This is a genomic window from Alishewanella maricola (assembly GCF_016343785.1).
Lineage (GTDB): Bacteria > Pseudomonadota > Gammaproteobacteria > Enterobacterales > Alteromonadaceae > Alishewanella > Alishewanella maricola.
In genome coordinates this window covers 14530-31214 of record NZ_JAEINI020000004.1, presented here as the reverse complement: position 1 = coordinate 31214, position 16685 = coordinate 14530, and the positions used below count along the sequence as shown (strand labels likewise).

The 16685-nt window shown below is 43.1% G+C and carries 13 protein-coding genes; 4 read left to right on the top strand and 9 right to left on the bottom strand.

All coding sequences use genetic code 11. The features are described 5' to 3' along the window. Nucleotides 1–86: 86 nt before the first annotated feature. The 3 genes from JAO78_RS07410 to JAO78_RS07400 are packed head-to-tail and all read right to left on the bottom strand — an operon-like array spanning nucleotide 87 to nucleotide 6404. Complete coding sequence (locus tag JAO78_RS07410; protein ID WP_226750740.1) at nucleotides 87–3332, bottom strand: DEAD/DEAH box helicase; 3246 nt, start codon at nucleotides 3330–3332, stop codon at nucleotides 87–89. Next, nucleotides 3329–5173 (bottom strand): phospholipase D family protein, encoded by a 1845-nt coding sequence (locus JAO78_RS07405; protein ID WP_226750739.1) that lies wholly within the window; start codon nucleotides 5171–5173, stop codon nucleotides 3329–3331. The genes JAO78_RS07410 and JAO78_RS07405 overlap by 4 nt, the downstream gene beginning before the upstream one ends. After that, nucleotides 5160–6404, bottom strand: a complete 1245-nt coding sequence (locus JAO78_RS07400; protein ID WP_226750738.1) for a DUF6361 family protein — start codon at nucleotides 6402–6404, stop codon at nucleotides 5160–5162. The genes JAO78_RS07405 and JAO78_RS07400 overlap by 14 nt, the downstream gene beginning before the upstream one ends. 498 nt (nucleotides 6405–6902) lie before the next feature. Between JAO78_RS07400 and JAO78_RS07395 the strand changes: the two genes are divergently transcribed. The 3 genes from JAO78_RS07395 (at nucleotide 6903) to JAO78_RS07385 (ending at nucleotide 9255) form a co-directional block, all read left to right on the top strand. Continuing rightward, a complete protein-coding gene (locus JAO78_RS07395; protein ID WP_226750737.1) occupies nucleotides 6903–7226 on the top strand; it encodes a hypothetical protein in 324 nt (107 codons plus the stop codon). A gap of 197 nt (nucleotides 7227–7423) precedes the next feature. Further along, nucleotides 7424–8182, top strand: a complete 759-nt coding sequence (locus tag JAO78_RS07390) for a hypothetical protein (protein ID WP_226750736.1) — start codon at nucleotides 7424–7426, stop codon at nucleotides 8180–8182. 308 nt (nucleotides 8183–8490) lie between these two features. Further along, the gene (locus JAO78_RS07385) at nucleotides 8491–9255 is read left to right on the top strand and encodes an SIR2 family NAD-dependent protein deacylase (RefSeq protein ID WP_369413462.1); all 765 of its coding nucleotides are present in this window, start codon (nucleotides 8491–8493) and stop codon (nucleotides 9253–9255) included. Between the two features lie 238 nt (nucleotides 9256–9493). Here the strand turns inward: JAO78_RS07385 and JAO78_RS07380 are convergent, their stop codons facing one another. The 5 genes from JAO78_RS07380 to JAO78_RS07360 all read right to left on the bottom strand — a co-directional run bounded on the left by JAO78_RS07380 (nucleotide 9494) and on the right by JAO78_RS07360 (nucleotide 13284). Further along, entirely contained in the window at nucleotides 9494–10636 is a 1143-nt protein-coding gene (locus tag JAO78_RS07380) for a PcfJ domain-containing protein (protein ID WP_226750735.1), read from the bottom strand. A gap of 235 nt (nucleotides 10637–10871) precedes the next feature. After that, nucleotides 10872–11858, bottom strand: a complete 987-nt coding sequence (locus JAO78_RS07375; RefSeq protein WP_226750734.1) for an FtsZ/tubulin family protein — start codon at nucleotides 11856–11858, stop codon at nucleotides 10872–10874. 105 nt (nucleotides 11859–11963) lie between these two features. Then, the gene (locus JAO78_RS07370) at nucleotides 11964–12569 is read right to left on the bottom strand and encodes a hypothetical protein (RefSeq protein ID WP_226750733.1); all 606 of its coding nucleotides are present in this window, start codon (nucleotides 12567–12569) and stop codon (nucleotides 11964–11966) included. 44 nt (nucleotides 12570–12613) lie between these two features. Continuing rightward, complete coding sequence (locus JAO78_RS07365; RefSeq protein WP_226750732.1) at nucleotides 12614–12865, bottom strand: hypothetical protein; 252 nt, start codon at nucleotides 12863–12865, stop codon at nucleotides 12614–12616. Nucleotides 12866–13059: 194 nt separating this feature from the next. Next, on the bottom strand, nucleotides 13060–13284 hold the full coding sequence (locus JAO78_RS07360; RefSeq protein WP_226750731.1) for a hypothetical protein: 225 nt from the start codon (nucleotides 13282–13284) through the stop codon (nucleotides 13060–13062). 106 nt (nucleotides 13285–13390) lie between these two features. Here JAO78_RS07360 and JAO78_RS07355 point away from each other — a divergent pair, with 106 nt between their 5' ends. After that, on the top strand, nucleotides 13391–14428 hold the full coding sequence (locus JAO78_RS07355) for a helix-turn-helix transcriptional regulator (protein WP_226750730.1): 1038 nt from the start codon (nucleotides 13391–13393) through the stop codon (nucleotides 14426–14428). Here the strand turns inward: JAO78_RS07355 and JAO78_RS07350 are convergent. Then, on the bottom strand, nucleotides 14403–16487 hold the full coding sequence (locus tag JAO78_RS07350) for an AAA family ATPase (RefSeq protein ID WP_226750729.1): 2085 nt from the start codon (nucleotides 16485–16487) through the stop codon (nucleotides 14403–14405). The two genes, JAO78_RS07355 and JAO78_RS07350, sit on opposite strands and share 26 nt — an antisense overlap. Nucleotides 16488–16685: the final 198 nt, after the last annotated feature.

Genomic DNA, 16685 nt, shown 5'->3' with positions numbered 1-16685 from the left:
GTCGTCAATATTTTTTACCTTACAAAGCTAAGATTATCAAGAACGCGGCGCCTTATGGTTTTAGCCTGCAAAACTCATTTGCAGTTTTATTTTGCAATTATTGGCGCAAGGTTAATCATCAACGAATCTTTAATTTCCTGAAATATTCCATTATTAACATCGCAGCCGATAAACCGTTCAAGCAACTCTTGCTGCCTTGGTTGCCCAAACGCTAACCGATACAGAACCAATATTCTTTTGATATCTTTGTACTTGGCAACTTCTTTACTCATGGGGTACGTGGGTACTATTCTTTCTATTTTCGCTGTACCACTCTGTACATACCAGTATGGCTCTAAATCATTGCCATTTTCACCACCCACCTTTTTAGCCAACTCAAACATTTGCTCCCAGATATCTGTTTGGCCATCAAGATTAGGAGTAACGCTTTGAGCAATGCGCTTTCTTACCACATAAGACTTGTAACGATTTATCCGTCCCTCACGTTGTTCAATATCAATCGGGTTATTGGGTAAATTCCAGTGCACAACTCGACGGCAATACCAGTGAAAATCTAGCCCTTCTTGACCAATAGAAGTAGAACTTAAAACAAAGGGTCTAAATGGAGAGTTAAACGCATCTCGCACACTTACAACGCGTTGCAAACCGCTATCATCCGTTAGTTTCTGATTTCCCAACGGGACAGCAAAGTGACAACGCATTGACGACGAGCATGTATCTTTCGATTTTGCTCTGTCTTCCCAAAAATGCACTTGTTCGTTAGAGCTTCTAATTGCCATTGATTGCTCAATCTTGTGCAATGCAGCTTCCAAGCTACAACCTGATGAAGCGAGTAAATGACAGTATTCATCAAGCATCGATTGGAAATTACCATGAGCACAATACACTAGCACTTTGTACCAATTCGGCGACGCTGTTCTACCAGCTTCAAGGGTGCCTTTGATGTTGCGCTTCACGATAGGGATCGCATACTCGTGGTTGAATAGTCTCACTGTCAATTCGGCAAGCCTAACCGAACAGCCAATAAGCTCTTGTGCAGGTATATCTTTCGCCCAGAGCTTTTGAATTGTCCTCATCGCGCACACTGCGGGATTCGCAATACTCGAATAAGCCAACACTTGTGCTAAATCATCAGGCATTTTGCCCAATGACAAGGCTTTATCTTTTTCAAACAAGTCTTTGATTTCGCAAAAGTGCTTCAAGCGACCTTGATTGTTTAAATGAGATTCAGTGACTTGCAGCCAGTACTTCACATGCTCAGCTTTACCAGATAACTTGTCCAATAACATAGGAGCAAGCAGATACCAATTACTACTACTCTTTTCTTCGCTCTCATAACGTTTTAAACAGTCAAGTTTTTCTCTAATCAACGCTGTCTGTTGCTGCAGAAGCTCATGAAGATTTTGCCCTGAGAAACTTATCTCAGAAATCGACTTGCAGGGATAAAGCAAGTGCCAAACATTAAGCGTCGACTTACCTTCAAATCTGAGTAACGGGGAGGCATTATTATCACTGTAATATTCATCTGCTCTGCTTTTCCCCTTCAATACCCTGCGCTCAGCTTCATAAGACCAAAGGCAACTTAGTGCTTTGGGAACGAGCGCCCAAGAGGAAAACAATAGTGTTTTGGTAAAGTTATCATTGCTTTTAAAAACACCATCAAATTCGTAGTAAGGCTTGCACGGAGGCACCCAGAGTAAGTTCTCTGGTTGTTGTTCAAAAATAACTTTGCTAAGCGCTTTAATCTTTGCACTTGGTGCGCTTTTCCCGACATTCAACTGATAGCGTTGAATAGCACTGCGGGACAACCATGCAAGATGCTGTTCACTGTGCTTTGAGTGTCTGAGCAGTGCTTTAACTTCAGGTTTCTGGATATTGCGATAATAAAGATCCTTAAACGCGTAGCCATGGAGAAAAGACAACGCCCAAGGTGTTGCTTTAGCAAATTCAATCAATGAAACGCCGCCGCGGCCTTTAGGCAGCAAGGAACTCAACGTTTCTAGTGCTCGATACCCCAGTACCTCTGTCATGTCAAAGTCTTCGCCACAACATAGCTCACTTGACTCAATCAGCTGCTCAAATCCTTTACTGATTTGAACTCGTTCAGTTCTACAAATATAAGTTTGAAGAAGCTTTTCAACTGCGCGAGCATTAATATCTTTAATGTTCTCGAAGTCAGAGCTGCCAGAGGAGAGCGCCAGCATATCGCGATGAAGCAAGTCGCGGTTTATCTCATACTGAGTAACAAAATCGACATCATTGCTGGACAAAAAATCCAGCAACTTGTGCAATTGTTCATGGTGGCTGGTCTCGTCATCTTCGTCATGCAAGGTAGTCATTGCCTTAAATGGCGTCGCTGACAACAAAAGCACTTTAGGCTTTGCTGTTGTTTTTTTGACATTACTATTAAAAACTTGTTGAGCAATGAGTGATTCTTCTGACTCAGAGCTTTGATCAGTTAATGATTGAAAACGTTGAAACTCATCCAAAATGAATAAATCCGCCTGCAAATGAGATGCACAGCACTGAGCGACTTGCCTGCGAATTTCAGCTCTGAACAGGTTCAAAAGCTGCTTATTGACTTCAGTTTCACCGCCGTGTTTATCCCAGTCGGTGATTATATATAAAGCTGCTTCTTTTAGAGTTTTGAACTTGCAAGAAAGTCCCGGCAATAAACACTGCCTGGCTAAACGCTCCTCTAAGTCAACTATTACCCTTGGATCGATATTGAACGAGTTCTTGATATAGCAAATCTCATCTTTCCAGCGATCATCTCGGCTAATGTAGCTGGTTTTGAACAGCTGATAAATCGAAGGTGCTTTGTCTTTAAAAACGGAAGTTTGGGACAGAAGCACAGCTAATATAGCTCTCTCTCTGCGATTGCCAGCCCCTGCTGTAAGAGTAAAAGACGTCGCTGGTGTTAGTGTGCAAACCTCAATAATGTGACTGCTCGTTTGACTGACCTCTTTCAATTCTATAGCCAGCTCAACCAAGCGGCCAAAAGTTGATGGTTTCACCCATCGGGCAGCCTGCTCTCCTTTAAATATGGCCAGTTTCTGCTTATTTTCATCTGCTAAGGCTAAATTCGAACAGATATAAATGACACGTAAAGGAACGCCTGTCTCGCGCTGCAGATGCAAACGTAACAGGCGTGCGATCACCCCTTTTGCTACTATCGTCTTGCCCAGGCCCACTTCGTCTGCAACCAATACTCGATGACTGTGCTTAAGATCTTGAAATTTAACCAAAGTGTTGTTTACTGTCGCGAATTGGAAGTCTTTTAAGCTGGCTAACACACGCTCTAATTGTTGATCTATCTCTATGTTTATCATTTATTATTCTTGTTCTGCTTTGACATTTTCTTTTCAATGAGTTGAGCAAAGACGAACCATAACTTTTTAAATTGTTCTGGGATTATCGACTCATCCACTTGCGATTGAAGCTTGTCGATCCGTTCAAATAACTCTGGGGTCACTGCTGCTGCACGCATTAGCTTTTCAAAAATAACGCTATCGGAATTGAAAAACTCAGCACCAACACCATTACCGTTCTGGTGAGTTTCGCTGTCGAACAAATCTTGCTTACTAGGGTTTATCTGTAGCAACATCGAGATATAGCCCATGAACTGCGAGGTGCTCGCCAAAAGCTCTTTGGTTATGGCACTATCCCTATCCAAATTATTGGGAAAGTTCAAGTTGGCTTGTGTCACTAAGTGCTTTACCACAATGCCATCTTGCACAATATCAAACCGAAGTAATGCGCTTATTTGAGAAAGCTTTAACTTATCCCATTCAACCCGTTCAGCAAGGTCTCGGGGCTGTGAAATACTTAGTGTCGATACTTTGACGTTAAAATGGTTCGGTAAATCAATTGGTTCTGCATCCAATATTAATTTGTAATTATCTTCACTCGGCTCAACTTTCAGGTACCATTTTGTCTTTATTAATTCGAACGCAAGTTGGCGTAACTCTCGTTCTGATGCGTCATCTTGGTTATCTTGCAAAACTGAAAACTCGTGCTTTACAAACAACCCGGTATTTTCTGCATTCACCCATTGCGTGATTAACGCCTGAACCCCCATATATTTTGGATCGCCAGTTAGGCGCAGCATGAATTCAGTGTTTCTTGGCGCATGAGTCGAATCCCCTAGCGCAGCTTGAGTAATATTCGCCGAGCCTAAATGCCAGCTTGATTCAGCTGCGTTTTCATCAGTTACCAGTAGTTTCGCGTGTAAATTGAGGTCATTTTCAACGAATTGAGACTGCTCCATCTCTTCTAATTCTTCAGCGTTTACTAAATGCTCATTAAATGAGTAACAGTTCCAACCCGCTAAAGCTTTCTCTCCAGCAAGATCTAACTCTTCTTTTTGGCTAAAGAGGTATCGTTTACCATCTGGCGCAAAACTTTGCAGCCAATCCAATGCATCCACTCTACTTCCTCCCCTGATAAATGGAGAAACTGCAAGCATCGCTCGGCTGCTACGTGGGATATCAATAGGCCTTTGACGTTTCCCATCCTCAAAAATGCTAGAGAGAAAATCCAGATTCGAAACGTTGTCTGGCTTTTTCCAAAGCACCCGCATCAGTTCTTCCGGGTCAATAACATCACTGAAATATTGCTCATGCGAGGATCTATAAACCTCATCAAAGAAACGGACTAGCGCTCTATTCGCCGGCTTTCGCTTTCCTCTCGATTCGCCATTTATAACTGCACAAAGATCCCAGCTTCGATCAAATGTCAGATTGCGAGACAGAACCATCAAACGGTATTTAATATTTGCTTCCGGATCGTTACTGGCGAAACGCAACAACCACACTTTGGGGTGGAATGATGAAAAAGCGGAGTTTTCACGCCCTGAATTTGGTACAACGGGCACTAAGCTTTTTTCTAACAATCCGAAGAGACTATTGTATTTGTCGGGAACTTTAATATTACCTTGCTGATAAAACACAGTCAGTTTGTCGCCAAGTGTGCCCAGTGCATCCAGCAGTGCTATTCGCATGTGTTCGACAGAGCCTTCGAGCGTGTGGCCAAAGCACATGGCAATGGGCACTGTAAGTAAGGTGTTAAGATCAAGACTAAAGGTTGTCGCGATAGCATGAGTAATTTCATAGCCTTCTGGAGAAATCAATTGCTCTCCATAATCCAGGCGATTCTTATCAGGTAATAACACTCAACCCCTCCTGAATATCGCGAAGAATAATCTTTGCTGTCGGCCACCTAAACTCTAATAGGCGCATTCCAACCCAGCCTTGGTCTGAATTCAAGGCCTTTTTCAGTAAGCATCGCGCACCTTTGTTAGCGATAGCTTGACGTTTTACACATTGATCCAAGTCATCTTCACTCGATTCATCCCTTACCAATTGACACCAATTCTCAATGAATTGACGGGTTCGGCTGCTGGCTGCTTTCTGTGCGTCAAAAGCAGATAAATACCAATTGTTAATCGCATTTTCAGTGAAACTATCTCGCTGGCTTAGTGCTTTCGCCTGCCACTCGCTAAAATCTTCTTTCAGCCTTTCGATGAAAGCTGAGTTATCAGCTCGTAGTGCGATGAGTAAGTTATATCGAATGTGGGCACCTTCTAACACAAAACTAAACTCGAGAGCTTTGGCGAGTGTGCTCTTAGTTTGGGACGAGACAGCCGAGTTCTTAAGTTGCTCATGTAATGAGAATGCCTGCCAACTGCCTGAGGGTAAATGTTCATTGAGATCTAGCACCTCTTTGACTAGGTTATGCTTAATTAATTGTGCTGGAATGCTATGCTCGATGCGTTTTGTGTTTAACAGCTTATCTTTGAGAAATTCGGCCTCACGCAGAGTTAACTCGATCTTTGTTTTGGTCAACCAGTCAGGAGAGTAACCATCAGGCTTTGTCATCCAATCAGTAAGATTTGAGCTTTGATGATCGTCATCTACGTGAGTATCTCTCACTGAACAATAGTGATCTTCAAATTGACGAATAAATTCTTTTAATGACAGGTCGGTATTGGCGATAGAAAGCTTGCGAATCCCATTCCAATAAACTGATGATGGCTTTCTTGCGACGCCTTTGTCTAAGCTGTCTTTGCCAATAATTCCATAAGGCATGTTATCAATGTGATTCTTAACAAGCATCCTAGCAAGTTTATCTTCACGCTCGCTAAGAAACTCAGTTAACGGCTTTTTGAGACGCTCATGAGGTTTAAGCTGTCGATAATCATGAAACAAAAAAGGTAGGGTCACAAAGTACTTGGCACGTGTTTGTATCGTAGAAAAACCTGGAAAAAGTTTATCAGCAAACGCATCACGTAGTTGCCCAATGCCTAGCTCATCAAGTGTGCCTTTTTCTTGCAGCATAGACATTATTTGTGAAACGCGCTCACGCTCTAAGGATGAAAAATCGACCCAACCAATCAAACTCATTCTACCTCACAAATAACACGATGCTTCGTGTAGTACTACTCCATATCAAACAAAATACGCATGAATACTAACAGACTGAATTAGATAGAAAAGCTATTAACTATGAACATCGGCATTTCGCGGAAATAATTTTTGACAAGGTCCCGCTCCTGATAGCCACCGTTGGCTAGTTCCTGCAAGAAATCATCTTCCAGACTTTAGTTAGCATACACATGCTTACCGGTATAAAAGAGCTTAATCGGGCATTCCAGCGCAAGCTTAAAACGAGATTTAATAAGGTATCTTGCTGCTGTCATAACCCATTACATTCCATATTTAACAAAGTAACGACTAATATTATTAAGTAGTTTCTAAAATCTGACCATACTGTTTAATTACTCAGTGTACGCTTTTCACGCATGTTGAATAATGTCTGTAAGCATTATTGTCAGTGCGGCTTAAGTTGTCGCTTCATCGTTTTAAAATAGCCAATATTACAAAGATGACTGCGAGATTAGCGTGTTCACTATACCTTTGGAGCGTTGCGACAATTTCTTAGTTCTGCCTGAGGCATTACCTGATCAGGATTACGTGGTTACAGCCACTTTAAGCCCTAGCTATTGGCATATTTTGCCTGCAATTTTACACAGCAAGATGTTGGAACTTTTGATTGATACCAGTGATCCGGACGACAGAGAGCGAATGGCCATAATGATGCGAGGCACCTGCACAGAACTGCAACGTCAGGGGAACCTGCTGCTAATTCCTGAAAAGCTTATAACCGTAGGCGATTCATCAAACCGCTATGTTTTAAAATTAGAAAAAGAATATGACGCTGATTAATACTGGAACAGCAATTGCGTTGATGCGCTACTCCTAGTTTTTATCTTATCTGAGTGGCCCCTAGTTCAAGCGTACCCATAGGATAGTTAATTTACCCTGTCAGATATAATGGTAAAAAGTAATAAACCGTGACAAGTTAATAAGTAATTTCAAACTGACACCAAAATTTGAATATAAAATGACATATGGAGATGGACATGAATTTAACAAAACTGAATTTTCCTGATTTTGAACAAGCGCAACTTTCATCATTAAATAGGTTATTTTCAACTTGGCATGAAGATGCAACACAGATTTCTTTTGACGCTGATAAATCTGCCGATGACATGGTATTTGATGGTTTTTTCCCCTACTTTAGTGCGCAAACCTGCAAAATATTATTCATTGGCAGAGAGTCGTTAGGTTTGACCGGCGAGCATTACCTCGATCTCATGCACCACTGTTATAAAACTGGGAAGATTGGCGAAAAGGGCTTAAATCAGTCACAGTTTCATGCGTTAATGCTGCGTATTGCCTATGGTTTAAACCATAACTGCTGCTCTTGGGACGACATACCAGCGGCAAGTGAGATAGCTAAAACTTTTGCCACTGCTGACGGCATGAGCTTTGCTTTTATGAATTTATCCAAATTCAGTAATGAGTCTGATGATTATCAAGCAGATTGGCAATTAATTGATAGCTTCATCAACAGCTTTGCCAAGGAAAAAGAAAATTACTTTACTAAACAAATAGAAATAATAAACCCTGACATTATTGTAACCATGAATTTAGAGAAGCGTCTAAAGGCATTAGGTGAGTTATCGCTATTGGAATACACGCCGAATGCGGCATATTTGAGATTAAAATGTGCTGGCAGAGATGTTTTATTGATGGATTTGCACCATTTTTCGGCGGTGAAAGTGCGTGAAGAGACATTTTATCGTCCCATTTTAAATGGCATCACATTGTACAGGTAAACCTGGCAATAAAGCTGGCTGCTGGCTTTAATCGTTCTTTGTGTAAGTAAGCAGCCGTAATCCTGAGTTAAGCTAAAGATAATGCCATCTTTGGAGCATTTAAAATGCCCGCAATATCAGTTGCTTTGCTCAAACTGAAGATCCTTGATACCAAGGTTTACCGCCAGCTGCATTTTTTCAGTGATGTGCATGGCGGTTTTGATTTATTAAAAGCGGCAATTTGATCCAACATCAGACTTACTGGTGCTGGTAGCTAACTGTTATGAACTGATATGACAACGCGATGCCATCATTGAGTTTAGAAAAGTATTCTAAATAAAGCAGGAAATCTGAAGCCTAAAAGTACTGAGCGTGAACTGATCGTAGTCTTTACCGGCGCTGGCATTAGCGCTGCCAGCGGTTTGCCAACCTTTCGTGATAGTGAAGGCCTTTGGCAACAATACGATGTGTATCAGTTGGCTTCACCAGAAGGTTTTGCCGCCAATCCTGAGCTGGTACACCGCTTTTATCAAAGTCGTCGTTTAGCAGCAGCCAAAGCGCAACCCAATACAGCTCACCTGGCTATTGCACAGCTAGAGCAGCAGTACCAGGTCGTGGTGATCACGCAAAATATTGATGATTTACATGAGCGCGCCGGTTCAAGCCAGGTTATTCATTTACATGGTAAATTAAACGAGCTTAGAAAAGTCAACCAACCTGACGCCGTTTTCGACATTGGTGACGCTGAATTTACAGAACATAGCCTGGCGCCAGATGGCTCAGCATGGCAGCTAAGCGAGTGGCGACCCAATATTGTCTGGTTTGGTGAAATGGTACCCCATTTGCTGGAAGCCAGCGATTTCCTCAGTGCCGCACAAAAGGTGTTAGTAGTAGGCAGTTCATTGCTGGTAGAGCCGGCTGCAAGCCTGTTACATAGCTGTGGTGAAGATGCTGATAAATACCTGGTAGATCTCGCCGCTCACCTTGCAACACCTTATGGCTTTAAGGTGTTGCAAGGTGAAGCGGTGACTAAAGTAGTCGAGCTTGTGCGTCGTTGGCTTAATGATGCCAATTTAGATGCATCCGTGTCATAGGATGGAATAAGAAATATGAACATACATGAATTAACCATAGATGAAATAATTCAAAAACTGAATAGTATAAATATTAGCAAACCAGCAACAATTAATGGGATCCGAGGGGCGTCAATCCTTTACCGCTTGCTACACGAAGAACTTGATCAGAGAAAATATAAAGGCGACAGCCCCCCCGTACATACCCACTTTAATTAAGTGATATGAATTAATTTATCATCAGGAAGAATGTTACACGCTATTGTATTTTACATACTTTAAGCCACTGTGAGACATAGTCTGATGCCTGTTGGCTGACCAGCGCATTTTTGTAGCCCCGGATCTGATCTAGGATAATAGCGCCCTTTTCATCCCGCTTAAATCCGATAGTTGCTCGCTCATCAGGCAGAATTAATCTGTAAGCCCAGTATTGTCCTGCCATGATAAGATTGAGGTATGAGCGGATACAGTGACTTAACAGAATCCCTTCCTCACTTAATTCACCCTGACTTTTAATGGCTTCAATGCCATTACTATTCGGATAGGGAAAATGGCAAAACTGGTTAGCATATTCTGCATGTGGAATGTCTGCGATTGTCCCGGCATTTACCCGGATAACCCATCTGTCATGCAATTGTTGTAAATCCGTCAATCCGCTTAAGTTGCGGATTATTCGCTGAGGCAAGTTTATGCCCAATGTTTCAGCTAGCATTAAACAATCAGCTATCTGGTTTAAAAAGCTTTTACGTTTAACCTTTTTTGACAGCTGAATCCGGCGCCATAACGGGCTTGAAATAAGCCACGGGTGCTCAAGTGCAACAACTATTGTCGCATCAGTATATGTTGTCTCATGCTGCAAGACCTGGCAGTGCTTAGGCTGCCTTAGGAAGTTAAGCAGGTTAAGCAATGCATGTTTATTAAAACGCTCACAGGTATATTTATTTAAAAACTTCAGCAGGTTTTTAGTAGGTGGCAGGCCGAACATAGCACCTATTTTTCTTTGCGGCTTTGCTGCTGCGTTAATCAACGTTGCAGAGTCATCGGAATGACACATTAGTAACGCTAATAATATTGGCCTGGTTTCAACCAACTCAAATACGTAACGGGATCGACTGGCTAATTGCAACACATAAGCAGACTGTTCATGGAATAACAGCACATTTGCTTTAAAAGGCTGACTTAATGCATTCCACCAATCAATACTTAACTGTGACTCCTCTATACACGCTGCTAAATTGATGCCCGGAGCGATTGTCTGGCTCTCAAATGCCTCATCATTGACCGCAACACTCCAGCATAAGTGCTGACGCCAACTTTTAAAAACAACACGGAATCTGCTCCCCTGACACTCGCCGGTATCCAACAGAATATCGCCATTATTTTCCAAAGTCAGCAAAAACAAAAAAGCTCCTTAAACCCATAAATACTTGTTAAATTTCGATGAGTTGATATGCATTAAGCCAAGCGTCTCACAACTGGTTAGCTATTATTTTTTTCCGTCCGGGGCCGGTATCCTTGCCAATATTTCCAACATTTTTCAGGATTTTCTACACTGAGTGTTTAGCCAGTGTACGGTTTTCATCCAGAAGCGAGGCTCTTTTGCTCGGCAGGCTAATTTATTTTTGCCCGTTGCACACTCATTCCGGTGAAATGCCGGTAAGTAATAACGTCACCTCGGGTGTGGCAAGACCTGTTGTTATTCTTAAGCCAGACAACATAATAAGATTATCCGGCAAGTGCTGTTGCAACAGACTATGCAGTTGCTCAAAAGCTTCCAGTTCAAAGTGTTCAGGGACTTCGACATGTAGCATGGCAGTTTTAGCCGTATCGGTAGCAGTTATGACTAACAACGGGTGCTGTAAAAGTGTTAGTACTTGCGCTGCCAACGGCTGGGAAAAATCGAGTGGCTGCCAGTTAATCGCAATACGTCCACGATATCGTAGTAAACCCAGCAAGTCATTCATATCCAGGTTGATCAAGCTGGGCTTTGCCATGATGTGCAGCAGTTGACGTAACATAGCGGTTAAAAAGCCATTACTGGCGTCCAGCGCCAGATCCAACGTAGTAGTTGCACCCAGGGCCTTGCGCAGTAAGTCATTTGGCAACTCTAATAAGCCGTTGCAACAGGTTTCTAATTGCTGCAGCGTGGCCCTTGCCTGCTTTAACCTGGCACCCCCCTCAAAATTAAACGGCGTTACCACAAAAGCTAATGCAGCCTGGCATGGACTAAGTAGTAAGCCTATCTCTGCTAACGTAGCGCCACTTTTACCGCCCAATGCACCACATAACAGAACCAGATCATAATGAAACAGTAATGCCTGCAAAGCCGTGATATTGCCTTCTTCGCCATTAGCAAGCAATCGCTCGGCCAAGGGCGCATTATTATCGGCCAGCAAAAAAGTATGCACATCAGGTTTGTCTTGTAACAAAAAGGCTTTGTGGTGGCACAAGGCATACTCAATGCGAGAGTCGATTCCGTTGTCTCTTTCGACCAGTTGCTGCTGAGTTTTAGCAACCAGATAACAGCCCAGGCTGCCAATACCCAATAATAAGATCCGTGGCCCTAACTCCATTAATGCGGCCAGGCTATTCTCGCTATCATTACCCGTGTTAGTTTTGCTCATGTTTATCCTCCACCAAAATGAGCAGGATAAAGGGCGTGCATGACAAAACATGTCGCGGTTACTACTACTGATTTACCTACTGCCTTGTTAGAAATATAAAATGTCTTAAGTAAGCTCTCGTGAGATTACGAAAATATCCTCTGAATAGATATTGTAAGGTCTAGCTACATTTGAAGATTGCTTGCTATCGACTCTTATGCTGTCAAAGCTAATTAATTTTTTTTCTTTACCTGAATCAAGTAAATGGAGCCCATCATCATTAACCTTAGTTACAACTGACCAATGAGCATAATCTTGTTCACCATCTCCATCAGCATAACCGTATCCAATAATACAAACGACCCCAGCTTTAAAATCTGCTTGCTTCAACACGGTTAACATTGATTTTCTGTTTCGTTCTTTATCAGCACGCCAGAAAGGCATTTTCATACAAAATTTATACTCTAAGCCTGACTTACCATCTGAAAAAGTAAAATGGTCGTGTAAATAGTCAATTACTCTACTCAGAACATTTTTTATCGAGCCACGCTTCGTCCCGTTAATAAATCTCATTGGATCACCGTCATATAAGTGAGATATAAATGTTTGAGTGAACAACTCCTCAGCATCAAGTTCTGGCTCTAAGCTCATTAATGCATTTACGATGGCATAAAATCCACAAGCACCATCTAGATCGCCTTGTTTGCTTGGTTTAATTCTTTTTATCGACATAATTTCCACTCGGTAATAAATTAAAGAATACAGAAAAATCAGTGTCAAACCACCGGATAACACCCTTCACCCCACAATTGCTCCGGCGCCCCCATCATCAAAACAATCACCAAAGGGATAAGCTTATTTAGCAGGTTACAGGCGTCTTTTAGTTGTTCGCGATTCACACTGCTATTATGGATGGCACCGCGATTGATAAGTTGATTGCATAAGGTATACAGCCGGCTAAAGATATATGACAGCGCTATGGGTACATTTATATCGGTTAGCGCTTTATTCAGGTTAGCTTTGGACATGCTAAAGCGTTGTTGCCATTCCTCTTCTGTACTGCGGCCGCGCTGGAAATCTCAGAACGGCTGAAATACAAATTTATTGTCCATTAACAGCCGGATACTGCCGCTGAATTGCTGCCAAATAAGGTTATAAAGTAGGTTCTCGGTTTCAAGAACAGCAATTTTTGCGATAAAAGCCTGAAAATCCTGCTGCTCAGCTAAGCGCTTAATTCGCCAAACTCATAGGCGTAAGCAGCATTGAAGCTGATCCAGTAATAGACAAACTCGGTGTCAGTGTCTTTTGCTTCTCTGGCCTGCTCGGCTTTACTCAGCCAGCTAAGGGCCCGGTGTACCCGTAATGACAGGCTATCTGGAAAATGGTCGCGGAGTTGCCGTTGATAGGCTTTAAGAGCACTGTGGCTTAAGTCCTTATCTATCATCATTTTTCAGCTTCCTATTTGCCGTGCTTGTCTCTATTATTGCCATAGCCGCCCATATTAGGGCAAGCTTTTTTATAATCCTTCGCATTACATTCAAGGATGGGTTGCTATGTCTTCTGCCAAATCACACGTGACTTTAAGCCGGCAATGGGAACTACTGAATTTGCTGCCAACCCGCGGCGAGGGTAAAACCGCCGCTAAATTAAAAACACTGCTGGACGATCAAGGCTTTAAAGTGACGAAACGCACGGTAGAGCGAGATCTAAACGATTTGTCGATGGTATTTCCGATTGTCAGTGATGACAGCAAAACCGCGCATTTATGGCGTTGGATGGAGAATAAAGACATTCAGTTGCCCGGCATTAGTGTCGCCGACGCCATGATATTGCAGTTGGTGGAAGGCACGCTTAAAAGCATTCTGCCGCAGGTGATGTTGCACAGTCTGAACAGCCGTTTTAGTCAGGCAAAGAGTAAATTACAAGCGCTGGAAGAAAGCAACAGTATAAGCCGGTTAGCTGATAAAATTGCCGTGGTGTCCCCTGCATTACCAATGATACCCCCTGCTACCTCGCAGGCGTTATATGAAGCGGTGCAACAGGCGCTTAGCCAGAATAAGCAACTGCAGGCCACTTATACCGCACTGTATGATCAGCAACGAAAACAATATGTTCTGAACCCTCTGGGCTTGGTACAGCGGGGTCATATCACTTACCTGGTGGCCACTGTAGGTGACTATGAAGATGTGCGTTTATTTGCCCTGCACCGTTTTATTGAGCTAGGCCTGACAGACAACTCATTACAAAGCCCGCCAGGTTTTACTTTATCCGCTTACTTACAAAGTGGCGCGTTGCAATTTGCCAATGGCAAGCAAATTACCCTACAAGCCCGGGTTAGCCCTTATTTAAGCCAGTTACTGCAAGAAGCGCCGATTGCTGAAGATATGACACTCACCGCAACCGTAGATGACTGGCAACAGCTCAGCGCGACTGTGCATGATGGCTGGCAGTTGCAGTGGTGGATTTTATCGCACAGCAGCAGCATTGAGGTTTTGGCACCGGCCAGCCTTCGGCAAAGTATCGTTTCCAGCTTGCAAAAGAGCTATGCGCTTTACCCTGAGCTTGCTACTGCAAAAAGCCCATCGGTTTAGCAATGTCATCGCTTTTCAGGCTAACCTCAAGCAGCAACGAGCTGACAAAGTCGCTGGCCGTGCTAAAAGGTCGGAAGCGGCTTTGCCTGGCCAATGCCGCAAAATCCCCAGGAGTAAGTCGCAGCGCACTGGTAACACGATGCTCACTGCTTTTGCAAGGCGTCAGCTTTAATTGCTGGCAATGGGCTTTAAATAAACTAAGCGCTTGCGCAGGCTTTAAATAGTGAAAGCCCGCTTTTAAATCAAAGCGGCGCAGTGATGCCTGATCCAGGTTATGCAGTAAATTGGTGCTGGCAACAAAAACACCTTCAAACGCCTCCATTTGCATAAGCATTTCATTTACCGCGGTCACTTCCCAACTTTGCTGAGCTTTACGCCGGTCTTGTAAAAAACTATCGACTTCATCCAGTAAAAGTACAGCTTCGTTCTCTTTCGCTTCTGCAAAAGCGGCTGCAATGCGCTTTTCTGTTTCACCTACAAACATGCCAAATAGCTGACCAGCTGTTTTCACTATCAGCGGCTTTTGCAACTGCTTGGCCAGATAATGACAAAACGCTGTTTTACCAGTACCGGAAGGCCCGTATAGACAGAGCCGACCACTGCCCGCCCGGATTAACCCGGCAGTCAAACCAGCAAGATCAACATCTGCATTAGTCAGGCTGGCATCATACACCGCACCTAAAACGTCTCGCTCCTTGGCATAGTCAACAGTAAAGCCCTGAGCACGCAGGGTTTGCTGCATTAAATGCTGTAATGACGCGACTTTATCAGCGCGATTTAGTCTGGGGTTTAAGCTTGCAATTACCCGACCAGCACGGGTAATAATAGCAGGGGTTAAAGCAGGATGCTCAGCTAGCTTTTCCGCCTCTGCCTGGGTGAGCAAAGCTGGCGCTGCACTTTGCAAAAGCGCCGCTCTTTGCGCTTTGGGAGGCACATCCAGTTTAATAACCTGATCAAAACGGCGAATAAAAGCATCATCAATCACCCTCTGGTTATTAGTGATCCAGAAACTTGGCACCAGATTATTTTCCAGCATGCGATTCATCCAGGCTTTGCGTGGTTCGGCGCTTCGGCTAAAGGGATTGTGTTCAAATACGTCTTCGGTTTCATCAAACAACAGTAAATTGGCTGATTTCTCCAGAAACTTCTGAGCCATACGATAAGCTCGCAGACGGTTAAACCCGCTAATTGCATCGCCATCTTCATCCTCACTGCTTACTTCATAAAGTGGCAGTTTTAACTTTTGGGCTAATACTCTTACCAACTCACTCTTCCCTGTGCCTGGTGGTCCGTAAATTAGTACATTTACCCCAACAAGCTTATGCTTAATCGCACTTTTTAAGTAAGGCAACAATATTTGCAGATCTGTTTTTAAATGAGGGTAATGCGTCAGCTGCAGAGTTGGTGCAGCCCCTTGTAGCAGCACATCCTTAAGCAGGCTTGAGGCATCTTTATTGTCTTCTAATAAATTGTGTCCAAAACCATATGTGACAAAGTCAAACGCATCTTCCAGCGACATCGCCGTTCCGGTTTGCAACTGCACCAGGCCAGAGCTTAATAAGACACTGTCTTTTTTAAGTGCCTGTCTGATGGCGAGCTCTGAAAAGCCAAGGGTTTGCCCCAAGATTTTTGCTAGTTGTGGTTTTCTTATAGTAGGCATCGTTGAAGCTACCCTGGTAAGGGTCGCGTCTGCTTTAATCAAAGCAGCAAACGCAAGTAATTGCTGTTCAACGACTGATAATCCCATCATTTCGCCAAGTCTATTTATATTCCTGGCAAGCACATCAGGGATCGGAGGATTTTCAGAGGCCAGTAATTGTAACTGCTCATCGATATAGCGCCGTAACTGAGAGACAGTAAAGGCTTCAGTATTCTGCTCGGTTTCTCGCAAAAAGGCAGGCATCTTATCAAACAGCAGAGACTCATGCAGATTTTTTAGCAGGCGTTGGCTTTTTATAATCCGAAAAGCCCAAAGCTTACATATCGCTGGTGTATCAACGTCAATTAACTGAGCAATTACATCACCGCTATCATCCCGCTTTCGTTTAGCTATACCCACGAATACACTCCTCTGTTAACCAGCAGCATTGTTACAGGCAAGCACGACAAATTAAGACGCGCGTTGTTGTCTCAGCTATTAATTCAGAAAAAATGACTAAGCTTCGTTACGGAGATTGTAACGTAGCAGCAAGCCAACATAGAGATGTATGTCTGTACGAAAAAATAAAGCTTAATAATAAATAGCGAATCACTCTTA